General features: G+C 63.1%; 19 protein-coding genes and 1 pseudogene. 2 read left to right on the top strand and 18 right to left on the bottom strand.

All coding sequences use genetic code 11. The features are described from left to right. Positions 1 to 2 precede the first annotated feature (2 nt). From EN807_RS25510 to EN807_RS25535, 6 genes are all read right to left on the bottom strand, one after another. On the bottom strand, positions 3 to 977 hold the full coding sequence (locus EN807_RS25510; protein WP_127314302.1) for an ABC transporter substrate-binding protein: 975 nt from the start codon (positions 975 to 977) through the stop codon (positions 3 to 5). Positions 978 to 1,431: 454 nt separating this feature from the next. Next, positions 1,432 to 2,217 carry an SDR family oxidoreductase gene (locus EN807_RS25515; RefSeq protein ID WP_135937147.1) on the bottom strand — a complete coding sequence of 262 codons (786 nt, stop codon included), beginning with the start codon at positions 2,215 to 2,217 and terminating at the stop codon, positions 1,432 to 1,434. A gap of 8 nt (positions 2,218 to 2,225) precedes the next feature. Continuing rightward, the gene (locus EN807_RS25520) at positions 2,226 to 2,990 is read right to left on the bottom strand and encodes an SDR family oxidoreductase (protein ID WP_135937148.1); all 765 of its coding nucleotides are present in this window, start codon (positions 2,988 to 2,990) and stop codon (positions 2,226 to 2,228) included. A gap of 136 nt (positions 2,991 to 3,126) precedes the next feature. Beyond that, complete coding sequence (locus EN807_RS25525; RefSeq protein WP_135937149.1) at positions 3,127 to 4,635, bottom strand: sugar ABC transporter ATP-binding protein; 1,509 nt, start codon at positions 4,633 to 4,635, stop codon at positions 3,127 to 3,129. 33 nt (positions 4,636 to 4,668) lie between these two features. After that, positions 4,669 to 5,607, bottom strand: coding sequence for a sugar ABC transporter substrate-binding protein (locus EN807_RS25530; RefSeq protein ID WP_135937150.1), 939 nt, complete (start codon positions 5,605 to 5,607; stop codon positions 4,669 to 4,671). A gap of 116 nt (positions 5,608 to 5,723) precedes the next feature. Then, the gene (locus EN807_RS25535) at positions 5,724 to 6,734 is read right to left on the bottom strand and encodes an ABC transporter permease (protein WP_135937151.1); all 1,011 of its coding nucleotides are present in this window, start codon (positions 6,732 to 6,734) and stop codon (positions 5,724 to 5,726) included. A 434-nt stretch (positions 6,735 to 7,168) separates the two neighbouring features. On the opposite strand from EN807_RS25535, the gene EN807_RS25540 reads away from it, so the two are divergent. Then, positions 7,169 to 8,131 carry a sugar-binding transcriptional regulator gene (locus EN807_RS25540; RefSeq protein ID WP_135937152.1) on the top strand — a complete coding sequence of 321 codons (963 nt, stop codon included), beginning with the start codon at positions 7,169 to 7,171 and terminating at the stop codon, positions 8,129 to 8,131. On the opposite strand, the gene EN807_RS25545 is transcribed toward EN807_RS25540, so the two are convergent. The 7 genes from EN807_RS25545 to EN807_RS25585 form a co-directional block, all read right to left on the bottom strand. Then, entirely contained in the window at positions 8,128 to 9,624 is a 1,497-nt protein-coding gene (locus EN807_RS25545; RefSeq protein WP_135937153.1) for an FGGY family carbohydrate kinase, read from the bottom strand. The two genes, EN807_RS25540 and EN807_RS25545, sit on opposite strands and share 4 nt — an antisense overlap. Positions 9,625 to 9,642: 18 nt before the next feature. Beyond that, positions 9,643 to 10,965 (bottom strand): homoserine dehydrogenase, encoded by a 1,323-nt coding sequence (locus EN807_RS25550; RefSeq protein ID WP_135937154.1) that lies wholly within the window; start codon positions 10,963 to 10,965, stop codon positions 9,643 to 9,645. A gap of 348 nt (positions 10,966 to 11,313) precedes the next feature. Next, the gene (locus EN807_RS25560) at positions 11,314 to 12,420 is read right to left on the bottom strand and encodes a mandelate racemase/muconate lactonizing enzyme family protein (RefSeq protein ID WP_135937156.1); all 1,107 of its coding nucleotides are present in this window, start codon (positions 12,418 to 12,420) and stop codon (positions 11,314 to 11,316) included. Positions 12,421 to 12,480: 60 nt separating this feature from the next. After that, positions 12,481 to 13,218 carry a GntR family transcriptional regulator gene (locus tag EN807_RS25565; protein ID WP_135937157.1) on the bottom strand — a complete coding sequence of 246 codons (738 nt, stop codon included), beginning with the start codon at positions 13,216 to 13,218 and terminating at the stop codon, positions 12,481 to 12,483. Positions 13,219 to 13,490: 272 nt separating this feature from the next. Then, a complete protein-coding gene (locus EN807_RS25575) occupies positions 13,491 to 14,645 on the bottom strand; it encodes an efflux RND transporter periplasmic adaptor subunit (RefSeq protein ID WP_135937158.1) in 1,155 nt (384 codons plus the stop codon). A 16-nt stretch (positions 14,646 to 14,661) separates the two neighbouring features. Next, on the bottom strand, positions 14,662 to 17,838 hold the full coding sequence (locus EN807_RS25580; protein WP_135937159.1) for a multidrug efflux RND transporter permease subunit: 3,177 nt from the start codon (positions 17,836 to 17,838) through the stop codon (positions 14,662 to 14,664). After that, a complete protein-coding gene (locus EN807_RS25585; protein ID WP_065010086.1) occupies positions 17,832 to 18,089 on the bottom strand; it encodes a hypothetical protein in 258 nt (85 codons plus the stop codon). Before EN807_RS25585 ends, EN807_RS25580 begins: the two co-directional genes overlap by 7 nt. 256 nt (positions 18,090 to 18,345) lie before the next feature. Between EN807_RS25585 and EN807_RS25590 the strand changes: the two genes are divergently transcribed. Then, a complete protein-coding gene (locus tag EN807_RS25590; RefSeq protein ID WP_065010087.1) occupies positions 18,346 to 18,936 on the top strand; it encodes a TetR/AcrR family transcriptional regulator in 591 nt (196 codons plus the stop codon). 619 nt (positions 18,937 to 19,555) lie between these two features. Here EN807_RS25590 and EN807_RS25595 read toward each other — a convergent pair. The 5 genes and pseudogenes from EN807_RS25595 to EN807_RS25615 all read right to left on the bottom strand — a co-directional run. Beyond that, the gene (locus EN807_RS25595) at positions 19,556 to 20,578 is read right to left on the bottom strand and encodes a LacI family DNA-binding transcriptional regulator (RefSeq protein ID WP_135937160.1); all 1,023 of its coding nucleotides are present in this window, start codon (positions 20,576 to 20,578) and stop codon (positions 19,556 to 19,558) included. A 68-nt stretch (positions 20,579 to 20,646) separates the two neighbouring features. Then, positions 20,647 to 21,441, bottom strand: a complete 795-nt coding sequence (locus EN807_RS25600) for an ATP-binding cassette domain-containing protein (RefSeq protein WP_029355412.1) — start codon at positions 21,439 to 21,441, stop codon at positions 20,647 to 20,649. A gap of 3 nt (positions 21,442 to 21,444) precedes the next feature. Further along, positions 21,445 to 22,431 (bottom strand): ABC transporter permease, encoded by a 987-nt coding sequence (locus EN807_RS25605; RefSeq protein ID WP_135937161.1) that lies wholly within the window; start codon positions 22,429 to 22,431, stop codon positions 21,445 to 21,447. Positions 22,432 to 22,544: 113 nt separating this feature from the next. Beyond that, positions 22,545 to 23,477 (bottom strand): substrate-binding domain-containing protein, encoded by a 933-nt coding sequence (locus tag EN807_RS25610; RefSeq protein WP_065010089.1) that lies wholly within the window; start codon positions 23,475 to 23,477, stop codon positions 22,545 to 22,547. 274 nt (positions 23,478 to 23,751) lie between these two features. Further along, positions 23,752 to 24,277 (bottom strand): annotated as a pseudogene (locus EN807_RS25615) (fumarylacetoacetate hydrolase); the annotation flags it as partial.

A 24,277-nucleotide genomic window follows, 5' to 3' on the forward strand; every position in this document is an offset into this window, starting at 1 on the left:
GATCACTCGGCCCAGGCTTTCCAGTCGGCTTCGTGGGCGGCGATCCAGGCAGCGGCGACGTCTTCCGGCGTCTTGCCTTCGAGATCGATCTCGCCGCTCATCTTGTTGAGCTCGTCCGTGTCGACAGTGTAGTTTTTCGCGACCTTGTAGGCGACCGGCCATTTGTCCTTCATGCCGGCCCAGGAATATTTCCAGATTTCGCCATGCGGCTTGCCGCAGTCATATTTCGCTTCAGGGTTTACGCCCCACTTCGGGTCGTTGTAGCACTCCGGCGTATAGGCGGGGAATTCGACCCATTCGCCCTTGTATTTGGCCGGCGCCCAATGTGGCGAATAGACCCACAGCATGATCGGCGCCTTGCGCTGGTAGGCCGAATCCAGTTCGGCGAACATCGCCGCATCGGTGCCGGCATGGATGACGGTGAAGGGCAGCTTCAGCGCCGCGGCACGCTCGTCGTCAAAACCCTCCCATGTCACCGGACCGCCGAGATAGCGGCCGTTCGGCGCCGTTTCCGCCGTCGAGAAGGCTTCGGCGCATTTCGGGTCCTTCAGCGCCTCCCAGTTTGGCAGGCCCGGGCATTTCTCCTTCATGTATTCGGGATACCACCATTCTTCCTTGGCCTTGGGCCCGAGCTTACCGAGCCGTTCGGTCTGCCCGGTGGCATCCGAGGCCTTCATGGCTTCGCCGGCAGTCGTGTCCCAGAATTCCAGAGCGACAGCGAGATCGCCATTGGTGAGGCCGGTGGTCAGGCTGGAGAGATAGTCGGCGGTCGGGTACTCGACCGTATATCCGAGCTTTTCAAGAATGCCGCCGAGGATCTTTGCGTTCAGATTGACGCTGGTCCAGTCGAACAGCGCGATCTTGATCGGATCATTGGATTCTGGCGCCGCAGCCTGGGCCGAAGGCGCGAGTGCACTTGCCGCGGCAAGTGTTAAGGCTCCCATTGATAGTCTCGAAATCATACTCCGCAGTGACATGCCTGTTCTCCTGTCAAGCTCTGGTGGAAGTTATCGTTCGTTCCCTTCTTGCGTCTTTTTTGATTGTGTTGGAAAAGCTGGTCGTTGCGCAAGTCCATTGGCACCAAATTGCTGTCGGCGCTAAGTAGGCGCAGACGCAATGATGCCCAATTCGATGAAGATGTCGTGCGGGACGGGGTCGCGTCATGGCTGCCGTGCTGCCGAAGCAGTGATCCGCGGATCGATCGCCGGTTTTGCGGCGCCCTCAAGCTTGCGAGCCATCAAGGTTCCATGGTGTCGGCTGTCGGCAGTCACCGAAGCCATTTTCATGGGATGAAATTATATATACCAACGTTCATGTCGCGCAACGACTAATGCGGCCAGAGCATCGGACCGAAAAGTGTGAAGCGGTTTTCGGATAATCCGATGCTCAAGCAATTGTGGAATTCGAACGGGCGCTGTCGTCCGAGTATCCTCACGACATGATCAGGCCGCCATCGACATTGATGGTCTGGCCGGTGATGTAGGCGGCGTCGTTGCTGGCCAGAAAGCTGACCAGCCCGGAAACATCCTCGCCGCTCCCGGCTCGGCCCATCGGGATATTCCTGACCCATTCGGCCATCAGCTCGCCGGGCTTGTAGTCGCCCATCAGTCTGCCCCATGCCGCGTCGTTGTAGGCCCACATGTCGGTGTCGATGATGCCGGGGCAGATCGCGTTGACGGTGATCTTCTCCTTCGCCACTTCCTTGGCGAGGCTCTGGGTGATACCGACGACGCCGAATTTCGAGGCGGCGTAGTGCGGCGTGTAGATGAAGCCCTGGCGAGCCTGGCCGGATGCGGTGTTGATCAGCCTGCCACCGTCGCCATGCTTGCGGATGCGCGCGATCGCCTCCTGGCAGCACAGGAACACGCCCTTGGTGTTGACCGCCATCACCTTGTCCCATTCGGCCTCGGTCATCGCCTCGATCCTGGCGATGGTGATGACGCCGGCATTCTGCACGGAGATGTCGACACGGCCGAACTGCTGCTCGGCCAGATCGTAGAGGGCGGCAACCTCGTCCTTCTTGGTCACGTCCATGCGCAGCGATGCGACCCTGGCGCCTTCCGCCTTCATTCCGGCGGCGATCTCGTCGACGCGCGGGTCGATGGCGCTGACGACGACCGCAGCACCTTCCGCCGCAAAGCGCCTGGCCATCGCCGCACCGATGCCGCCGCTGGCGCCGGTGATGACCGCCGTCTTACCCTGGAATCGCTTCTGCATTTTTTCTCCTACCAGCAGACGAAGCCGCCATCGACGATCAGGTCTATGCCGGTCACGAAACTCGAAGCGCGGCTGGCCAGGAACACGGTCGGGCCGACCATCTCTTCCGGCGCCGCCATGCGCCCCATCGGCGTATCGCGCTCGAAGATCCTGACCTGGTCGGCGACCTCCGGCCGCTTGTTCATCGGCGTCAGCGTGTAGCCGGGGCTGACGACGTTGACGCGCAGGCCTCGATCGGCCCATTCCATGGCGAGGCTCTTCGACATGTGGATGACGGCGGCTTTGGATGAATTGTAATGCGCCTGGGTGAGGCCGCGATTGACGATCGAGCCCGACATCGACGCGATGTTGACGATCGAGCCTCTGCGCCGCGTCAGCATGGCGCGCGCTTCGGCCTGGCAGCACAGGAACACGCCGCTGACATTGACGTCGTAGAGCTTCTGCCACTTCTCCAGCGACAGCGTCTCGGCCGGCTCCGCCCCGGCGACGCCGGCATTGTTGACGGCGATGGTCAGCGCGCCGAGTTCGTTTTCCGTGCGTTCGATCGCCGTCGCGAGATCGGTCTCTGAAGTCACCGTGCCGGTCAGCACCAGTGCCTTGCGGCCGAGAGCCGAAATCCTGTGCGCGGTCTCGTCCAGCCCGCCTTTCGAGGCATGGCCGAAACAGGCGATGTCGGCGCCGGCCTCGGCCAGGCCGATGGCGATCGCTTGGCCGATGCCGCTGCCGGCACCCGTCACCAACGCTACCTCTCCATGAAGATCGAAAAGTTTCATCGTCGGTCCCTCTGCTCCAACCGCCGCCCTCCGATATGAAGGGGCGCCAGCCTCGGCTGGCACCCCGCGCGGTCCGGTGCTTGGGAGAATACCACCTGCTGCGCTTTGTTCCGATTCCCCGATCGCCGGTTACGTCCTAGCTTGTGGCGAGCTCCATGACGGCGACGTTGCTCGCTTCGCTGCGGTCGAGAATGCCGCGCTGGCGGCCACGGCTCAGCACCAGCACGCGATGCGATAGGCCGAGTACTTCCTCGAGGTCGGAGCTCACCACCACCACCGCCATTCCGGAGCGGGCGAGGTCGGCGATGACATCGTAGATCGCGGCGCGGGCGCCGACATCGATGCCGCGTGTCGGCTCGTCCAGGATGAACACCTTGGGCGGCCGTGAAATCCATTTGGCGATAATCACCTTCTGCTGGTTGCCGCCGGAGAGCTTGCTGATCGCCTGGTTGGGCCGGCCCTTGACGCCGAGCCGGCTTATGCCGGCCTCGGCGAATTTCTGCACCGCCTTCGGAAACACCCAGCCATTCGGCGCGACATGGTCGAAATTGCCGATTGCCAGATTCTCGCCGATGGTCTGGTCGAGCACCACGCCTTGCGCCTTGCGGTCTTCGGGCACCAGCACGACGCCGGCCTTGATCGCCGCCGCCGGGCCAGTGAGATGCACAGGTTTGCCGGCGACGCGCACCAACCCCGATGAAATCGGATCGGCGCCGGCGATCGCCCGCACCAACTCGGTGCGGCCGGCGCCGATCAGGCCGGCGATGCCAAGGATTTCGCCGGTCCGCACCGAGAAGCTGACATTCTGAAAACTGCGTTCCGGCGAGGACAGGTTCTCGACTTCGAGCAACGTCTCGCTGCCCGGTTCCGAGAGCGGCGGGAACATCCGCTCGACGCTGCGGCCGACCATCTGCTCGACCACGGTGCGGACCGGAATGTCGGCGCGCTCGTGCCGGGCGACGATGCGCCCGTCGCGCATCACCACCACGCGGTCGGCGATCTCAGCGATCTCATCCAGCCGGTGGCTGATATAGATGAAGGACATGCCTTCCGCCTTGAGCTTGCGGATCTGCTGGAACAGCAGTTCCGTTTCTTCGCTGCCAAGTGCTGCTGTCGGTTCGTCGAAGATCAGAAGCTGGGCATTGAGCGTCAGTGCCTTGGCGATCTCGACCTGTTGCTGGGCGGCGACGCGCAGCGTGCGCACCTTGCGATCCGGCGAAACATCGAGGCCGAGGCGCTTCAGTTGGGCCGATGCCCGCGCATTCATAGCCGCGCGGTCGATACGGCCGCCGCGCATCGGCAGGCGTCCGACATAGACGTTCTCGGCGACCGAAAGATCCGGCAGCAGCTTCAGTTCCTGGTGGATCATGCCGACACCGGCGTCGATGGCCGCGGCGGGAGAGGCGGGGGAATAGGGTTTCCCCCGCCATGTGATGCTGCCGGCATCGGGTTTGGTCGACCCGGCGATGATGTTCGAAACGGTGGACTTGCCCGCGCCATTTTCTCCAAGCAGCGCCACGACCTCTCCCGGCCGCACCTCGAAACTCGCATCGGCCAGGACCTGCACCGGTCCGTAGCTCTTGCAGAGGCCGCTGACGAAGAGCCCCAGATGCGGGGTCTGCGTATGGCTGGGATCCAAGGACATCGTTCCGCTCGTCAACTGCCGGACTCTTTGGGATCAGGGATGCTTGGCGATGAACTGATCGACATTGTCCTTGGTGGTCAGCGTCGCATCCTGCAGCTGTTCTGCGGGAACGGTTTCGCCGGCCACCAGCTTGATCGCCGCATCGACGGCAAGCCGGCCCATGCCTTGTGTCTGTTGCGTGGCGGTTACGTCGAAGACGCCGCCCTTCAGCGCCTTGAGCGCCGCCACGTCGCCGTCGAAGCCGGCAACCCAGACCTTATGGCCGGGATTGGCGACCTTGACCGCCTGCGCGGCGCCGAGCGCCAGCGCATCGGCCTGGCCGATGACGATCGACACGTCGGGATGCGACTGCAGCAGATCCTGCGTCAGCTTGAAGCCTTCGTCCTGATGCCAGCCTTCGCTCCACAGCTCGCCGACCACCTTGATGTCGGGATAGCCGCTCAGCGCTTCGCCGCAGCCCTTCGACCGGTCGACCTCGGGGGTCGTGCCTTTCTGGCCATGGATGATGATCAGCTCGCCTTTGCCGCCGGCCTGCTTGGCGATGTAGTCGCACACCGCCTTGGCCGATGCCACGCTGTTGGTGGCGATGAAGGTGTCGCCGGGCGCACCATCGGCGTTGCGGTCGACATTGATGACCGGGATGCCGGCCGCCTTGGCCGTCTTGGTCGGCACGGTGGCGGCGGTGGCGCCGGCCGGGATGTAGATCAGCGCATCGATGTTCTGCGTGATCAGGTCCTGCACCTGGCTGACCTGGGTCGCCGAATCGCCCTTGGCGTCGACGGTGACGATTTCGATGCCTTTTTCCTTGCCGTAGGCTTCGACGGACTGCTTGATCTGGTTGAAGAAATCGGCCTGCAGGTTGGCGACGGCAAGGCCAAGCTTCTTGGCCTCCTCGGCCGACGCCATCTCGGACAGTCCGAGCAGCGGAATGACGGCCGCGGCAGCAAGCAGTAATGAACGTTTGGTCAGCATGTGTTTCCTCCGTTGATGTTCAATCTGTTCTGCCGGCGCATCACGGCGCCCTTGGCCGAACAACTCCCAGTTCGGATCAACCGATCCGTTTTCGCCCGGACACCCGGGCGAATTCTTCATTGCGTTCTGCGCCGCCACGTATCCGTGGCCACCGCCAGCGCGATCACCACGCCGATCACCACCTGCTGGATGAAGGGCGACACGCCGAGCAGGTTCAGTCCGTTGCGCAGCACGCCAATGATGAGCACGCCGATGGCGGTGCCGCCGATCGAGCCGACGCCGCCCGACAGGCTGGCGCCGCCGATCACCACCGCCGCGATCGTGTCCAGTTCGTAGCCGAAGCCGGAGCTCGGCTGGACGGAATCGAGCCGTGCCGCAAGCACGATGCCGGCAAGCCCGGCCAGCACGCCGCAGATCGCATAGACCCAGTTGGTCAGCGATTTGACCGGTATGCCGGACAGCCTGGCGACTTCGGCGCTGCCGCCGATCGCGTAGAGGCTGCGACCGGTCGCGCGGTAGTTGAGGAAGATTGCGAAGATGATGGCCAGCACGATCATCAGGCCGACGGTGACCGACAGGAAGCCGAAATGGCGGATGATCGACAGGCTGGTGAACCAGTCGGGAAAGCCGATGATCTGCGAGCCGTCGGTGATCATGTTGGCGAGACCGCGGGCCACCGACATCATGGCCAGCGTGGCGATGAAGGGCGGCAGTTTAGTGACCGTCACGAGCAGGCCTGAAACCAGCCCGCAAAGTCCAGCAACGACAAGCGCTGTGACGATGCCGGCGGGCATGCCGAGATTGAGATGGTCGGGATGGGCGACGAACCCCATCACCATGGCGGCGAGAGCCAGCACGGAGCCGACGGACAGGTCGATGCCGCCGATCAGGATGACCAGCGTCATGCCGATCGCCATGATGCCGAGCACGGTGATCTGGTCGAGGACATTGAGGATATTGCGGACGGTCAGGAACGTGTCGGTGGTCAGCGTCAGCGCAAGGCACAGCAGCACCAACCCGATCAGCGGTCCCATGGTCCCGGCGAACAGGGCCGAAAGCTTCGCGCCCGCCACGGCCTGCGCACCTGGGCCGGCCTTCAACTCGCTTGCACCGTTGCGCAGAGCCATTTTGTCTCCTCCATCAGCGATCCGGCGATGCGTCGTCGGCTCACTCTTGCTCACCAGGCACCTCCCTGTGAACAATTTATCTTTGATATGCAATTTTGTTCAGCTAAACTGTTCGTCGGAAAATTGTCAAGGCCCGCCGCATCATTCCACGCCGGTTTGCGCCGCCAAGCGGTTTGTCTTACGGAAGGGCACGAAATGCCGCGTTTCAGGTCCGCTCTCATTCTGCGAATTCATTTCGGCTGCTTGAGCAGGGCAGGACGGCCAAGACAAAGTAAATGTTCACCATTTTGGCTTTCATCTCGCGTTGTAGACGATATCCTGTCGATGTCTTAAATCTTGAATCCTGGGCACGCAGAACGATTTCGTGGCGCTTGGTCGGATACGCCCATTTGAATGGCATTTAAGGATTCGGACGACCGCGGGAGGGCAAAAAGATGGCGATGACGGAGAATGACAAGGCCTCGCGCTTCCCGGATGCCGAGCTGAAGGCCCGTGCCGCGTGGCACTATTATGTCGAGGGTCTGACGCAAGAGAGGATTTCGGAGATCCTCGGGATCGGTCGCATCAAGGTGCATCGCATCCTGTCCGCCGCGCGTGAGGAGGGCGTCGTCCAGTTCCGCATCCGCGACAGCGTCGTCGAATGCTTGGTGCTGGAAGAGGCTCTGAAGCAGCGTTTCGGACTGAGCCAGGCGGTTGTGATGCCGTCGGCCGCCGACCGAACCAACACGCCGCTGATGATCGGCCATGCCGCGGGCGCCTATCTGGCCGACAATGTGAATGCCGGCGATGTCATCGCACTTGGCTGGGGGAGGACGCTGAAATTCGCCATCAACGAATTGCCGCGGCGGCCGATCGCCAGGACGACGGTGGTTTCCATGCTGGGCGGCCTCACTCATGCCCAACCGCTCAACCCGACCGAGAGCGCCTGGGAATTCGCCGAAAAGATCGGCGCCGAGTGCTTTCTGCTGCCGGTACCGGTCTATGCCGACAGGCCGGAGCAGCGCGAAGCTTTCATGAGCCAGCGCAGCGTTCAGGACGTCGTCTTCCGCGCGCGCCGGGCAAACATCGCCGTGCTCAGCGTCGGATCGTTTTCCAACGACAGCCCGATCGCAAATTACGGCTTCATCAAGCCCAGCGAACTCGAGGAATTGCAGGCGGCCGGCGCAGTTGGCGATATATTATGCCATTTCATCGACGCCGAGGGCCGGCTCGTCGACCATGAGGTCAACCGCCGGGTCTGCGCCTATCCGCTGCAGGACCTGTCGGACATCCCGGCCATCATCCTGGTCTCGGGAGGGCAGGAAAAAATTGCCATCATGCGGGCGGCGCTCGCCAACACAAATGTATCGGTTCTGATCACCGACGAGGATGCGGCCAAGGGCCTGCTCAACCGCTAAACCTTGCTTAGCGCCTCAAGGCGGGCATGGATGTCGCGCGTCGCCTGATAGAGGTCGCGGTAGATCGCCTTGCGTGCGCGGTAACCGGAGACCAGCCCATCGACCGGGTCGACATGCCTGGTCGGCGGCGCAGTCATCGCCTCGGCCGCCGCCTCGGGCGAGGCAAACCACCCTATCGTCGAAGCCGCCAGCATGGCGGCGCCGAGCGCTGCGGCTTCGTTTACCGGCGAGACGGAGAGGGGCCGCTCGAGCACGCTTGCCATGATCCGCATCAGCAGGGCGCAGTTGGTGCCGCCGCCGGCAGCTATCATCGCCGCCGGTTTGCCGCCGGTTTGAGTTTCCATTGCCTCGCTGGCGATCGCCTGCTCGAAGGCGATGCCTTCCAGAACCGCTCGAAAAAGGTGCTTCGGCTCATGGTCCAACGACAGGCCGACAATGGCGCCTCTCGCCGCGCCGTCCCAATAGGGGCTCATGACACCGGCCCAATAGGGCATGACAAGCAGGCCCTCGCTGCCGGCGGAAACGTCGACCGCCGCCTTCTCCAGCGCTGCGGCCGACGGCGAGCCGGTCGTGCGAACGATCCAGTCGACCAGTTGCATGCCCGAGCGCAGCACGGTCTCCAGCATGAAGCCCGAACCGGTCGGCGAGACCAGCGTTCGAAATGTATCCGACGTCGTGATCTTACCGGAGTAGCAGCCGCTGACGACGCCCGAGCCGAGTGAAAGATAGCTTTTGCCTTCGGCGTGAACGCCCATACCAAGGCCCATCGCCTGGCCGTCGCCGGCGCCGGCGACGACAGGCGTGCCGGCCTTCAGGCCGGTCAGCCGTGCCGCACTTTCGACAAGTCCGCCGCAGATTGCGCCCGGCGCGACCAGTTCCGGCAACTGGCCCGGCCGCAGCCCCGCGGCCGCAACGAGCTCAGAATGCCAAGTGCCATTCCGGACGTCGAGCAGCCCGAGCGGATCCGCACTTGCCGTGCTGGTGACCAGACGTGCGGTCAGCCGGTGGACGAAGAAGCCGTGTACGTCGACGACTGCGGCTGCGTCGTCGAGCGCTTGCGGCTGGTGTTCGGCAAGCCAGGCGATCGCATAGAGTGCGGGCGTCGGGTCCGGCGGCTTGCCGCTCCAGTCGCGGATCGTCTCGCGGCCGAGCTCAGCCGAAAGCCTGATAACTTGCGCGCGCGCGCGCTCGTCCAGCCACAGGATCGCCGGAATAAGCGGCTTGCCGGCGTGATCGATCAGGGTGAAGGTCTCGCGCTGGTGGGCGATGGAGATCGCCGCCACTCGCGAAGCGCCCACCGCCTCAGTGACCTGCTTCAATGCACCGAGCAGCGCGGCCCACCAATGTTCGGCATCCTGCTCGAAATGGCCGGGCTTGGGATTTGAAAGCGGATAGGCTTCGCGCGCCTGGAACAGTTCCTCGCCATCGCGCGTGAAAGCGATTGCCTTCACGGCCGTCGTCGAGGCGTCGATCCCGATTACGACATCGTCCATCAGGTGGAAATCCAGCGTTCAGGCGGCGTTCGTAACGAACCGTCCGTCCGACTGGTCGAGACGACGGCGGATCTGGGTTATCACCATCGAATCGTCGGGTACACAGTTTTCGTAGGTGAGGAAATCGCCTGTCTTGACCGGCTTGACCACCTTGGCCCGCTCGGCGAGGCCGAGCGGCAGGGCGCCGCGGGCACGCGCGTCCTCCCAGGTCATGGCGAAGCCGCGATAGTCGTTCTCGCCGATCATGCCGAGCGACTGGCCAAGGCCAAGGTCGCTCTTGGCAACCGCCACCGCCTCGGCGACCGGATGGTCGAGCGGCTCCATGTCGGCCCGCTTGTAGACGACGGCGCGCGCCGCCGACAGCGGCACTTCCAGGCTGGTCAAATGATAGGGGCGGAAGATCGTGAAATAGGGGCCCTTGCCGACCTTGAGGTCGATCATGCGCTCCAGCACGCGCGGATGCCGGGTCTCGATGATGCAGAACACGCCGGGCGCCACGCCCTTGCCGATCGAATAGTCGACCACCCCCTTGCGATGCAGCACGCCGCCATCCTCGCGCGGGCAAAGCACGCCGGCGAGTTCCTCCAGCGTCGCGGTCGGGCCGTGCATGCCCGGCACGTCGGGCACCAGGCCGGTGGCATTGGCGATCGCTACCATCTCGATCGCCGTCTTCGAGCCGTCGACGAATTCGACCAGCATGCGCGCATTCATGTTGCGCTCGGCCGCCTCCTTCTCGTAGTCGGCCGGCATTGCGTCGATCTTCAGCGGATTGTTCTTGCCTTTGCCGGCGGCGATGATGTTGAAGCCGAGGCTCTTGGCAAAGCCGATGATCTCCAGCGTGCAGGCCGGCTCGTCGCCGGCCGCACCCGTATAAACGACGCCCGCCTTGCGCGCCTCCTCCTTGAGAAAGCGGCCGATGGTGATGTCAGCTTCGACGTTGAGCATGACGATGTGCTTGCCGTTCTTCATTACTTCGAGCGCGAACAGCGTGCCGATGTTGGGATTGCCTGTCGCGTCGATGATGACGTCGATGCGGCCGGCGGAAGCCAGCGCATGCAAATCTTCGGTCACCGCGATCTTGCCGGCCTCAATGGCGCGGTCGATCGCCGCCGCATTGGGCGCCTGCACAATATCGGAGCGGTCGTGGCCGGCGAGCAGTGCCGCATCGATCGCCGCCTGCGGCCTGACCTCGGAAATGGCGCCGATCCGCATGCCCGGCATCAACGCCACCTGGACGACGATGTCGGTGCCCATCTGCCCGGCGCCGGCAAGCCCGATGGTGATCGGCCCCTGCTTTTCAGCGCGTTGCAAAAGTTCCGCTGCAAATTGCGGATGGGCCATGTCGCTTCCTCCAGCTCTTGCCGCGCCGCGGCGTCGAAGTCATTTGAACATTCCTATTTCCAAATGAAAAATATTTCAACCTGCAATTCGGCGGCCTTCTTTCCAAAGTTGTGTGATTCGATTTGTGCGCCCTTGGCATGCTGCTTGGCTGCGCGGTCAGCTAGGGAGCAGAAGGCGGTGATCTCTAGGGATGCAGACGGCGATGACCGAGACATCGCTTCTCGCAAGCGAGCAAGTGTGGCGATAAGCTGCCTCATGGCGGCTCAGCTGCCGGTGCGTCTATCGCTAACGACGAAGCGCGCGACAGGTAGCGCCAACCGGCATGCTCGATCGGCGCATGCCAGTATCTTAGCTGCCGACCTCGAAGAAGGGCGCGCCAAGCAGGTCGGGAACGACGTCGATGCCGAGGCCCGGCCCGTCCGGAATGCCCATGCGGCTTCCCGAGACCGGCGGCATGTTCGATGCGGTGCGCACTGTCACCCATTCGTGGAATGCAATGGCGTGCAGCCGGCGCTCCTCCGGCGTCGACAGCGACAGATGCGCCATGGCTGATGTGTCGATCTCGGCGCCGCCGGTGTCCTCGACGGTGATCATGAAGCCGAGATCGACGGCAAGGTCGCGGATCTGGCGCGTCTTGGTCACGCCGCCGAGCCGCGAGATCTTCAGCGTCAGCCCGTCGGCCGCGCCCTTGCGGTGGATGTCGAGCATGTCGTCCAGCGAGGCGACGGATTCGTCCAGCACCATCGGCTTGTCGAGCGAGCGGCGCACCGACATGCATTCATCGATCGTGGTGCAGGGCTGCTCGAACGTGTAGTCGATGGCACGCGTCGCGTCAGTGAACTGGCGCGCTTGATAGGGCGTCCAGCCGGCATTGGCGTCGCAGAAGATGACGGTGCCCTTCGGCACCGAAGCGGCGACCGCGGTGACGCGCTCGATGTCGTCATGGACGCTGCCGCCGACCTTGACCTGCAGCCGGTGAAACCCGTCCTTGACGATGCGCTTGGCAAGTGCGGCCATCGCATCGACCGTGCCATGGGTGACGACCTTGTAGAGTTCTGCCGTCTCGCTCTCGCGCCCGCCGAGCAGCGTCACCAGCGGTATGTCGGCGGCGCGTGCCGCGAGATCCGAGCATGCCATGTCGAGCGCCGACTTGATGTAGGGATGGCCCTTGAACACCGTGTCCATCAGCCTGCCGATACTGGCCAAGGCGCGGGGATCGTGGCCGAGCAGATGCGGCGCGATTTCGATGACGCCGGCGCGAGTGCCGGCCGCGAATGCCGGCGAGTAAAAATTGCCGAGCGGCGCCATCTCGCCCCACCCGGTCAGCCCGCTGTCGGCGGTGATGGCGACGATCACCGCATCGAACGCGTCGGCGACACGCCCCTTGGACATACGATAGGGCCCGTCCACGAAGGGCTGCACGACATGGTAGGCCTTGATGGTTCTGATCTGCACGTTCTCTGTCCGTTGTCTGTGATGTCGTGACGACGCCGCCAATTGGCGGCTTCCGTCGGCTCAGCTGCCGTCCGGCCGGTTGCGCGTCGGGCCAGCGCGATCGGCCTTGGCGCCCTTGGAGTCGCGCTGTTCGAGGCTGCGCGCATAGGCGAGCAGTTCTTCGAAGTCGAGGCCGATATGGTCGCGGGCGTGGCTTTGTGCGGCGCGCATGTCGGCGCCTTTCAGCAACCGCACATAGGTCTCGTGGATGTCTTCGTCAGGCACCGGCTCGTTGCGCGCCCGCTGATGCAGGGCGAAATACATCTGCAGCCGGCTGGTCAGTCGCTGCCAGGTCTCGAGCAGAACCGAATTGTCGGCCCATTCATGGATCAGGCCATGCAATTGCAGCGCCGTTTCGATCTGCCTTGTGGTGTCGCGGTCGCGCGTCGCCTGCTTCACCGCCTCGTGGCGCCGGTCAAGCTCGTCTAAGAACCGCTGGTCGCGAAGCGGCCAGGTCAGTTCGATGGCGAACTCATCCAGAACCTTGTTGAGCGAATAGGCGTCGTCGATGTCCTTGGCGGTCACATCAATGACGAAGGTTCCCGCGTAAGGAATGCTGGTCAGGATGCCTTCCTGGACCAGCTCACGCATCGCTTCGCGCAGCGGTGCGCGGCTCACCCGCATCTGCTCGGCAATCCTGAGTTCGTTGAGTTTCTGCCCGGGTTCCAGCTGGCCGGTCAGGATTGCACGCCGAAGCAACGCCACGATCTCGGCGCGTCTTGTCGTATCCGCAATCGGAGCAAAATCCAGCTTCCCCATTCGGCAACTCCATAATGTGCCGGAAGCAGAGAAGCAGATTGTCGACAATCTAACAAGAGGCTATTTCTGGATTCCCGCTCAGGGCGGAATGTAGGCGACTTCGTTCTCACGCAGCCCGGCCGGTCTCGGTTCGGCTCGGCCATCCCTATTGCGCCTCCATGCCTGCGGCCAAGGCCGATCGCGCCGATGTCGCCGGCCTTGTCGAACTGCTCAGCAAAACGGCACCCCCGGCATAGCCGGGGGTGCCGCTGGACCGGGCCTGATGGGGGGTATCAGGTGGTCGGTTTCTGTGGCAGCGGCGAGACAGGCATTCCCGGGCCGATCTTCTGCAGATTGCCAGTTATCACCTGGTCGCCTTCCGATACGCCGCTCGAGATGGCCACCAGATCGCCATTGGTCGGCCCGAGCGAAACGATGCGCTGGTCGACAGTGTTGTCCTTGCCGACTACATAGAGGTATTTGCCGAGCTGGCTCGATCCCAACGCCGTCTGCGGCACCATCAGTGCATCGGGCTGCTGCTTGATGTGCAGCCTGACGCGAACATATTGGCCCGGCAGCAGTGTGAACTTGGCATTGCCGATCGTCGCCCGTGCGGTGATGGTGCCGGTCGAACGATCGACCGTGTTGTCGATGAAGGTGAGCTGACCTCTCTGGCGCGGCTCCGTATCGCCGGGAAGCAGGACGTCGACTTCGACGGGCCCCGCCGCGCGGGCTTCCTCGATCTGCACCAGATCCGTTTCACTCGGATTGAAGGTGACATAGATCGGGTCGAGCTGCACCAGCGTGTTGAGCACAGTGCCGGCGACGCTGACCAGCGTTCCGACCGAGGCCTGGTTGCGGCCGACGCGCCCGGCGAACGGCGCCTTGATTTCGGAATAGCTCAGATTGAGCTCGGCGGTCCGCACAGCCGCCTGGTTCACGGCGAGCGAGGCCTGGGCCTCGCGCAAGCTGCTGGTGCGCTGGTCGAACGCATCCTTGGCGATGTATCCGCTCTTGGCGAGCTCGGTGCCGCGACCAAGGTTGGAACGCGCATAGTCGAGCGTTGCTTCGTCGCGCTGGACCTGAGCCTTCGCCTGGTCGAGGGCGGCCTGGAAATCCTCTGGAGCGATCTTGTAGAGAAGGTCGCCCTTCTTGACATCGCTGCCGTCGGGCGCGACCTGCTCCTGCAGATAACCCGGCACGCGCGCTTGCAGCGTGATGCTGCGGATCGGCTCTGTGCGGGCGGCATAGTCGAGATAGATCGGGATCGTCTTCTTGACGACGCTCACCACCGGCACCGGCATGACAAACGCCGCGGGTTCGGGCGTTGCCGCTCCTGCCGTACCGGCGTTGAGCCCGAAATTGCCCATGTCGAGCAAGTGAACGCTGGCCACCGAGATCGCCCCAACGGCAACCGCCGCTCCCAATGCAATTTTCCATTTACGCATGATCAATTCTCCAATCCTATTCGGCCGCTTCGGCTAATCGCTCGAAAGCGGGTTCGGCAGTGGGTTCATTCAGTTCGGCAACGGGTTCGCTCTTGCTGCCGCGCTCGCGCAGCTGCTCGATCACCGCATAGAAGACCGGCACGAACACCAGCGACAGGATCGTCGCTGCGACCATGCCGCCAAAGACGGTGGTGCCGATCGACTGGCGGCTCGCTGCACCAGCACCTGTGGAGAACATCAGCGGCAGCACGCCGAGGATGAACGCGAAGGCGGTCATCAGGATGGGCCGCAGCCGCAGGCGCGCCGCTTCCATTGCGGCGTCGACGATGCTGAGGCCTTCCTCGCGCCGGCGCCGGGCAAACTCCACGATCAGAATGGCGTTCTTCGCCGCCAGCCCGATCAGCATGACGAAGCCGATCTGCGAATAGACGTCGATCTGCATGCCGCGCATCAACAAGGCGACAAAGGCACCGAACAGGGCAAGCGGCACCGCGAGCAGAACCATGAAGGGCATGGCCCAGCTCTCGTATTGGGCGGCGAGGATCAGGAAGACGAAGACCATGGCGAGACCGAAGACAATCGAGGCGATCGATCCGGCCTTGAGCTCCTGATAGGTGATGCCAGTCCATTCGTAGCCGAAATCCTTCGGCAGTGCCGTGGCAGCGGCCCGTTCCATCGCGGCGACCGCCTGGCCCGAGGAGAAGCCGGGTGCGGCACCGCCGTTGATCAGGGCCGACGCATTGTTGTTGTAATGCGGGACGGTTTCCGGGCCTACGATAGGCACCAGCTTGCCGAGCGTGCTCAACGGCACCATGCCGCCGGAGGCATTGCGCACATAGAGCCGCGAAATGTCGGCCGCACCTGCACGCGCATCCTTGTCGGCCTGGATCGTCACCCGGAAGGTGCGGCCAAACAGGTTGAAGTCGTTCACATAGAGCGAGCCGAGGTAGATCTGCAGCGTGTTGAACACGTCAGGCAGGCTGAGGCCGAGCAGTTTCGCCTTGTTGCGGTCGAGGTCGTAGTTGAACTGCGGCGTCGAGGTCGAGAACGACGAGAACAATTGCTGCGGGTTGAGCTCGGGCTGTTTGCGCGCTTCGGCCAGCACGGCTTGCGTCGCGTCGTTGAGCGCAGCGCTGCCGCGACCGGTCAGATCCTCCACTTGGAATTCGAAGCCGCCGGTCGTGCCGATGCCCGGGATCGAAGGCGGATCAAAGCTTAGCGCGAACGCTTCCGGAAGTTCCATGAGCTTCGAGCGCACGTCGGCGACGAGCTTCGAGGCGCTCTGGTCAGGGCCGCGTTCGTCCCATGGCTTCAGGATGGCGAATTCCACTGCCGAGTTCGACTGGGCGGCACTGGTGAGAAAGTTCAAGCCGCTGATCGAACCGACTATTTCGACACCAGGGGTATTCTGCAGGATGTCGCGTGCCTTGCGGGCCACCGCGTCGGTGCGTTCCAGCGATGCTCCATCCGGCAACTGGATGACCACGAAGAAGTAGCCCTGGTCCTCGACCGGAAGGAAGGTCGAGGGCAGGCGCTGCCAGACGAAATAGGTGGCAACAAGCCCGGCCGCGAACAGCCCGAGCATGATCCAGCGCAGGCGGATGAGGATGCGCACACCATGGGCATAGCCATGCGACAGCCGTTCGAAGCCCGTGTTGAACCAGCGGAACAGGAAGAACTGCGTTGCCGGGCGGTGGCGCAGGAAGGCGGCGCTGAGCGCCGGGGTGAGCGTCAGCGAGACGAAGGCGGAGATGCCGAAGGAGATCGCCACCGTCAGGGCAAACTGGTTGTAGAGCCGGCCGGAAACGCCGGGTATGAAGGCGACCGGCACGAACACGGCCATCAGCACGGCGGTCGTGGCGATGATCGGGCCGGTGACCTCGGCCATCGCCGCGCGCGTGGCAGCGAGCGGTTTGAGGCCGGCCTCCAGCTGGCGCTCGACATTCTCGACGACGACGATCGCGTCATCGACGACGAGACCGATCGCCAGCACCATGCCGAGCAGGCTGAGCATGTTCAGCGAGAAGCCGAACATGTACATGACGACGAGCGTGGCCACCAGCGACACGGGAATCGCAATCGTCGGGATGATCGTGGTGCGCCAGCTCTGCAGGAAGATGAACACCACCGCGACAACCAGGACCAGCGCCTCGCCGAGCGTGACCAGCACGTCGTGCATCGACGCCGAAACGAAACGTGTCGTATCGTAATGCATGGCGTAACTGACGCCCTTCGGGAAGCGGGCCGACAGTTCCTGCATCTTGTCCTTGACGCGCTGCTGCAGATCGAGCGCGTTCGAACCCGGCATCTGGTAGACCGCAAGCACCACGGTCGGATCTTCGCCGAAGAATGCCGACGACGAATATTGCAGGGCGCCGAGTTCGATGCGCGCGACGTCGCGCAGCCGAACCAACGAACCGTTCGCGGCATCGGCGCGCACGACGATATCGCCGAATTCCTTGGGATCGCTCAGTCGGCCGACTGCGTTGACCTGCATTTCGAAAGCAGTACCCGCCGGCGCAGGCGACTGCCCGATCTTGCCGGCCGCAACCTGGACATTCTGCTCGGCGATGGCGTTTTGGACATCGACGGCTGTGATGCCGAGATTGGCGAGCTTGTCGGGATCGAGCCATACGCGCATCGAATAGCGCCGCTCGCCGAAGATCTGCACGTCGCCGACGCCCGGCAGGCGCTTAAGCGGGTCGACCACTTGCAGGTAGGCGAGGTTGCTGAGCGCGACCGGGTCGACGGAGCCGTCGGGCGAGGTGAGGTTGACGATCAGGACGAAATTCGGATTCTGCTTCTTGATCGTCACGCCGCCCTGGTTGACGATGGCCGGCAGCGAGGAGGCCGCCTGCGACACCCGGTTCTGGACGTCGACGGCGGCGGTGCTCAAGGAGTAGCCGACCTCGAAGGTGATGGTGATCGTCGACGAGCCGTCATTGGAACTCGATGACGACATATAGGTCATGCCTTCAACGCCGTTGATCTGCTGCTCGAGCGGCGTCGTGACGGTGTCGGCCACGACTTGCGCACTGGCGCCCGGGTAGTTGGCGCTGACCACGACCTGAGGCGGCGTGATGTCGGGAAATTGCGAGACAGGCAGCAGGAAATAGCAGATCGCCCCGGCGAGCACCATGATGATGGCGATCGACGATGCGAAGATCGGTCGGTGGATGAAGAAGTTTACCATGACACGTACGCCTCGCCCGATGCTCTCGCCTGGCCGAAGGCCTTGGCCACTCTGGACAGCCGTCGGCTGCGGCTTTGCCCCGGGTCTTCCAGGAAACGAGGCGGCGCCTTGCGGCTGCGGCCTTGCGTATCCGCAAGGGTACGCAGCATTGTCTCGAAAGAGCGCGGGTCGACACGGTCGGCCTTCATCAGCATCCGGATCATCGGATCCTTCACAACTTCGTCGATCGTCAAATCCTTGCGCTGCGACATCGTAGCGGCTCCTGGCTTGCATCTGCGGTGGACGCCGCAGATCGGGTGGTCTTTCTGTTCGCGGCCAAAGTCGCCTGGGGCGCAGTTTCATGCCTCGGCCGATTCGGCGGAGGCTGTTCACAGGCGCCTGCGAGATTGACACGAGGCAATGGGGGTGTTACCAGTAAGTAACATCTAGAAGTTACAGACCGGTAACACCCTAGTCAAGAGGTGTACCGAGGGATTTTCCGGAAAACCGGAAACCAAGGAGGTTTTGATGGAAGACGGCACTGCGGAACGAATCCGCCCCCGGGATCGCATCCTGGAGACGGCACGGGATATGTTCCACAAGCATGGCATCAAGGGCGTCGGTGTCGACGCGATCACTGAGGCCGCCGGTACCAACAAGATGACGCTCTACCGTCATTTCGAGTCCAAGGACGATCTTGTCATCGAGTGCCTGCGGGCGACCGCATGCAGCGCCAACGCGATGTGGCAAAAGTTCGAGGCCGAGCATCCGGGCGACAAGCTTGCGCAGCTGCACGCCTGGGTTCGGATGGCGGCCGATTGCCTGATGGTGGACGGCCGCGGTTGCGACATGGCGAACGCCGCCATCGAGTTGAGCGAGACCGACCATCCGGCCCGTCGGGTGATCAAGGAACTCAAGCAGGCCCAGCGCGACCGTTTGGTCGGCCTGTGCCGGGACGCCGGCATCGGCCAGGCAGAGCTTCTCGCCGATACATTGTCGCTGCTGCTTGAAGGCGCCCGTGTCAGCCTTCAAAGCGTCGGAGCCGAAGGCCCCAGCGCGCAATTTGTCCGCATGGCGGAAGGCCTGATCGCGTCTTTCCGGGGCGCTGCGGCCAGATAGTCTCGCAAGCGGCGAAACGATCGGTAGCGTGTTCATTGCGAGCCGCGCCGCCGAATGCTCTTTTGTCCGTTCGGACGAGCCGTCATCACGCTCTCCTTTGCCGCTCTGTCGCCGAACCATTCCCGGCGCTACCTGCTGCTTGTTGGTGAGGCAGGATAGAACCGATAGCGAATTGGTGAGAGTGACAAGTGTGACGGGATTCCGACGGATCCGCTGATCGCGGCTGCAACACCTTTGCGGGCGAATATGCCGGCGGCATCAACCTTGGTGACAGCTCCCGAACAGGCCGGTGACCATCGCCCGTATCTTCATTCGACGCCGATCATCGTGTCCGGTGATCGTCGTGACCTCAGCCTTTGCCCAACATCCGGAGCCGGAACAAAAAAGCCCGCTGCCGGGAGGAGGTGGCAGCGGGCTTGATTTCGAATACGGCACGGGAGGAGGTGTGCCGCACTCAGCGTCGGCATCGCATCTGGGAGGAGTAGATGGCCGACACCTGTGAAACTAGCGGTTGCCCAATGATTCGGCAATAACGAAAGATGCATAGCAGATGTGCAGATTTGCGGTATCAACCGAATTTTAACCAGTCGGGCAACTGACCGTGGCCGTTTGCGCGGCATCACTGGACCGGAACGTTTTCCTTGAAGATCAGGCGCGGCTCGATGAATTTTCGCGTCAGATAGGGCGCCGAGGAAGCGATCGAGCCGAGCAGGCGAATGACCGATTGCTCGGCGATCAGTCGTGCATTCTGGTCGATGACGACATCGAGCAGATCGTCGACGAGATAGCCGCGTGTCGCCCTCGTCAGGTCGTGGCAAATGAACACCGGCTTCCTTTGCGGCTTGGCTTCCAGCAGCGCTTTCGCCACGCCCGAACGCCCGGCGCCGACGCAATAGATGCCGAGCAGTTCCGGCTCGTTGTGCAGCGCCTTCATCGTCGCGGTGTAGCTGATATCAGGCTCGTCGTTGATCTCGACGGCGCTGGTCACGGTCAAATTGGGGAACTCCTCGCTGAGCACGGAGCGAAAGCCCATTTCGCGTTCCTCATGCCCGCGATAGGAGCGTGAGCCGACGACCATCGCCAGATGGCCCGTGCGCCCGCCCACGAAACGTCCCATCAAAAGCGCTGCGGTGCGCCCGGCCACACGGTTGTCGATGCCGACATAGGCCGATCGCGGTGCGCCCGGAACGTCCGACACCAGCGTGACGAGGCGGATGCCGGCCTCGACGATCTCGCGCAGGATGTTGCGCGTTCTCGGATGATCGATCGCGATGACCCCGACGCCGTTTGCCTTGAGCGAGAGGTTTTCGACCCCCGCCTGCAACGCGTTCGGCGAAATGCCTGCGAGCTTGTGGATCCGGCAGGAGGCGACAAGCGGCAGGCGTGCCGCATAATCCTCGATATGATTTGCCAGATCCATCATGAAGGCATTGGTGCCGATCGGCAGGAAGAACTCGAGATGCGCCGGCCGCGAAGGCAGCGTGACCTGATCCACGACCGGCAAATAGCCAAGCTGCTTGGCCGCCTCCATCACGCGCTGCCTGTTGGCCGCGCTGGCGCCTGGCCGGTTGTTCAGCACCCGGTCGACCGTCGCGGTCGACAGCCCGCAGCTTCTGGCGATGTCCGCAACGGTGGCTTTCATTGTCGCAGTCATAGGAGCCGATGCGATCCTGTGCCAGAGATACGGCCAACCGGCTTCCAGCTGGCCACTCAGCCCTGCGGTTGCTTCCCCTGCACGATGGCGTCGTGGATCTCCTTGTCAGACATGCCGGTGATGATCCGTTCGACTTCCGCGACGTTGGTGTTCTTCGGATCGATATCGTCGGCAACCACCTTGCCGCGGCGCATCACGACGATGCGGTCGACCACCTGGAAGACATGGTGGATGTTATGGGCGATGAAGATGCAGGAATGCCCCGAATCGCGGGCGCTGCGCACGAAGCTCAGCACACCTTGCGTCTCGGCGACGCCGAGATTGTTGGTCGGCTCGTCGAGGATGATCAAGTCGCTGTCGAAATGCATGGCGCGCGCGATCGCCACGGCCTGCCGCTCACCGCCGGAGAGCGAGCCGATCGGCGTGGTCGGCGGGATGTTCTTCGAGATGCCGACCTGCTTGAGCAGGTCGCGGGCGACCACGTTCATCGCCTCCTGGTCCATGCGGTTGAGGAAACGCGGCGGCTTGATCGGCTCGCGCCCGAGGAACAGATTGCGCGCGATCGACAATTGCGTGACCAGCGCCGAGTCCTGGTAGATCGTCTCGATACCGTGGGCGATGGCGTCGCTGGTGCTGCGGAAGTCCACCTTCTTGCCGCGGATGAAGATGTCGCCGCTGGTCAGTGGAACCGCACCCGACAGCACCTTGATCAGCGTCGACTTGCCGGCGCCATTGTCGCCGAGCAGACCGACGATCTCCCTTTCATTGACATGGAAATTGGCGTCTACCAGCGCCTGCACACGCCCGTAGGACTTGCGGATGTTTTCCATGCGGACAAGCGGTTCGGCCATGGTTCAAGTCCCCGCCTGATGCCGGCGTTCCAGCCATGAGTGGAGCGCCATCATGCCGAGGATGATCGCGCCGATGAAGATGTTATAGGCAAGCCCTGGCACGCCGATCAGCACGATGCCGTTGCGCATCACGCGCAGGATCAGGATGCCGAGCACGGTACCGATAATGGTGCCGCGTCCGCCGGTCAGCGCCGTGCCGCCGATCACCACCATGGCGATGACTTCGAGCTCGTAGCCGGTGCCGCTGTTCGGGTTGGCCGCCGAGGTGCGCAGCGAGCTGATGACGCCGGCAAGCGAGGCCATGATCGACGACAGGATGAACAGGCCGATCTTGACGCCGCTGACATTGACGCCGCGCGCCCTTGCCGCATTAGGGTTGCCGCCGGCCGCCTGGATCCAGTTGCCGGTCCGGCTCTGCGTCAGCACGTAGCCGAGTGCGATCGCTGCTGCGATGAACCAGAACAGCGACATGTAGATGCGGAACGGCCCGATGAAGAAATCGCCGACCAGCGCCTCGGCGAGCCAGCTGCCTTCGGCGCTCCAGGTGCGTTGCGGAAATCCGCTGGTGATGAACAGAGCGGTGCCGCGCACGACCAGCAGCATCCCGAGCGTCACCAGGAAGGAGGGAATCTTGAGTTGCGTCACGAACCAGCCATTGACCAGCCCGATGAAGGCGGCAACCAGCAGGGCCACGAGGAAGCCAGCTTCCAGCGAGGTGAGGCCGCTGTTGAAGAGCGTCCACATCAAGACGGGCGAGAAGCCGAACAGCGATCCGACCGAGAGGTCGAATTCGCCCGAAGTCATCAACAGCGTCATCGCCAGAGCAATCAGGCCAAGCTCGACCGTGAAGGCCAATATGTTGCTGATGTTCTGCGGCGACAGGAAGTCGTGGTTGAACCCCCAGAACACGGCGAGCTCGACGACGAGCAGCACGAAGGGCCCGAATTCCGGCCTGGCGATCGAGCGTTGGATGATGGAACTGTTTTCCACGTTGGACCCGCGACATGGTTGGGACTGGCCAAGCCCGGCACCGCGTAAGGCGGTTCGAGGCTCGGCGGAATGATGGGGATGACCGCGGTGCCGCGACCATCCCGATCGCGGTTTTATTTTCCGGACAGGATGTCGTCGTAGACCTGCGCGGTGTCCTTTTCGTAGAGTGCGCCGGTGATCACGTCGAAGCCGGGCGGAATGCCGCTGGCGGCCATATTGGCGATCGAAAGCGCCACATAGCTGGTCGCCTGCGGGTCCTGCCATTGTGCGGCATTGACGTAGCCGGTCAGCACCTCCTGGGTGGTGTCGAGCGAGTTGCCCCAGCCGACGACCGGGATTTCGCCCGGCTTGATGCCGGCCTGGTCGAACACCCGCTTGATCGAGCCGGTCACCAGATCGCCGAGGCCGATGATCGCCTTGACCTTGGTCCTGTTTGCGGTGAGGTAGTCGACCATACGGTTGATCGCTTCGGCCTGGTCGAGCGTGGCTTCGGTGATTTCATAGGTGATGCCGAGCGGCTCGAACACGCTCTTGATGCCTTCTTCTTCCTGAACGCCATAGGTGGCGCCCGGGATTTCAACCGGCATCCAGACAAAATCGCCCTTTTTCACCAGGCCCTTGTCGACCAGATACTGCGCCCAGTTCCTGCCGAAGGTGACGTTGTCGCCGCCAACATAGGCGTTGAAGTCCGCCTTCGGATCGGGCGTGTTGAAGTTGATGATCGGGATGTTTGCCGCCCGTGCTTCCCTAGCGAGTTCGATAAGGCTGCCCGGGTCGGGGCTGGTGGTGGTGATGCCGTCGGCCTTTGCAGCGATGGCCGCGCGAACCGCCTCCTGCTGGGACGACACGTCGCCATTGTGGAACGAGGTGTTGACGGTGTTGCCGGTGTCCGTCGCCCATTGCTTGGCGCCGGCGAGGAAGTAGGTCCAGACCGGATCGGCCGGGCCGCCATGCGAAATCCAGTAGAAGGTCTTGGCCTGTGCCGCCGCCGGAATGGCCAGCGCCACGATCAAGCCGAATACAAATAGTCGCAGCCTTGTCAGCATTTGATTTCCTCCCATTTGAAAACTTCCTCCACCTCCGACGACGATCACGGCGAACCCTGATCGTATTTTTGCCAGCGCCGACCTGGATACATCAGAGCATCCGCTTTTTCGACACATGGCAAGCCTCCAATTGCCAGTGGTAGTTGGCGCGCGACAAGGCGCCATCAGCGGTCCCATCAGATTGCATCAGTTTGGCTGATATTTTCCAGGCAGGCGGATCCTCGATCCGAGCACCCGGGCCGAGACGTCTCTCCGTCGCAGTCGGGGCGGGAACCTAGATAAGATCGGCCCTGGCGAGGTCGCGCATCAGATGGCTAGCGCCGTAGGTCCAGTGCGGGCAGTCGGGCGACAGCCGCACGCGGTTGATCAGGGCGCCGAATTTCTCCGACGAGATGGTGACCATGTCGCCGACCTTGTGCGTAAAACCCTTGCCCGTTTCGCCGCGATCTTTCGAGGGCACGAACATGGTGCCGAGATAGAGCGCCAGCCCGTCCGGGTATTGGTGATGCGGACCCATGGCGGCGGCGACCAGCTCTTCCGGCGAGCGGCTGATCTCGGCCATCGAACTGGCGCCCTCCAGCGAGAAACCGTCTTCGCCCTCGACCTTTAGACGCACGATGGCCTGCTTCACGTCATCGATGGAAAATGTCGCGTCGCACAAGCGGATGAACGGGCCGAGCGCCCTTCGACGTCGCGCAGATTGACGTCGTTGCCGAGCGTCGCGCCAACGATCTTGCCGCTGCTGGCGGCTATCATGGCGATCTCCGGCTCCGGATTATTCCAGGTGGAAACCGGATGCA

Source organism: Mesorhizobium sp. M5C.F.Ca.ET.164.01.1.1 (genome assembly GCF_004792125.1).
GTDB classification, from domain to species: domain Bacteria; phylum Pseudomonadota; class Alphaproteobacteria; order Rhizobiales; family Rhizobiaceae; genus Mesorhizobium; species Mesorhizobium wenxiniae.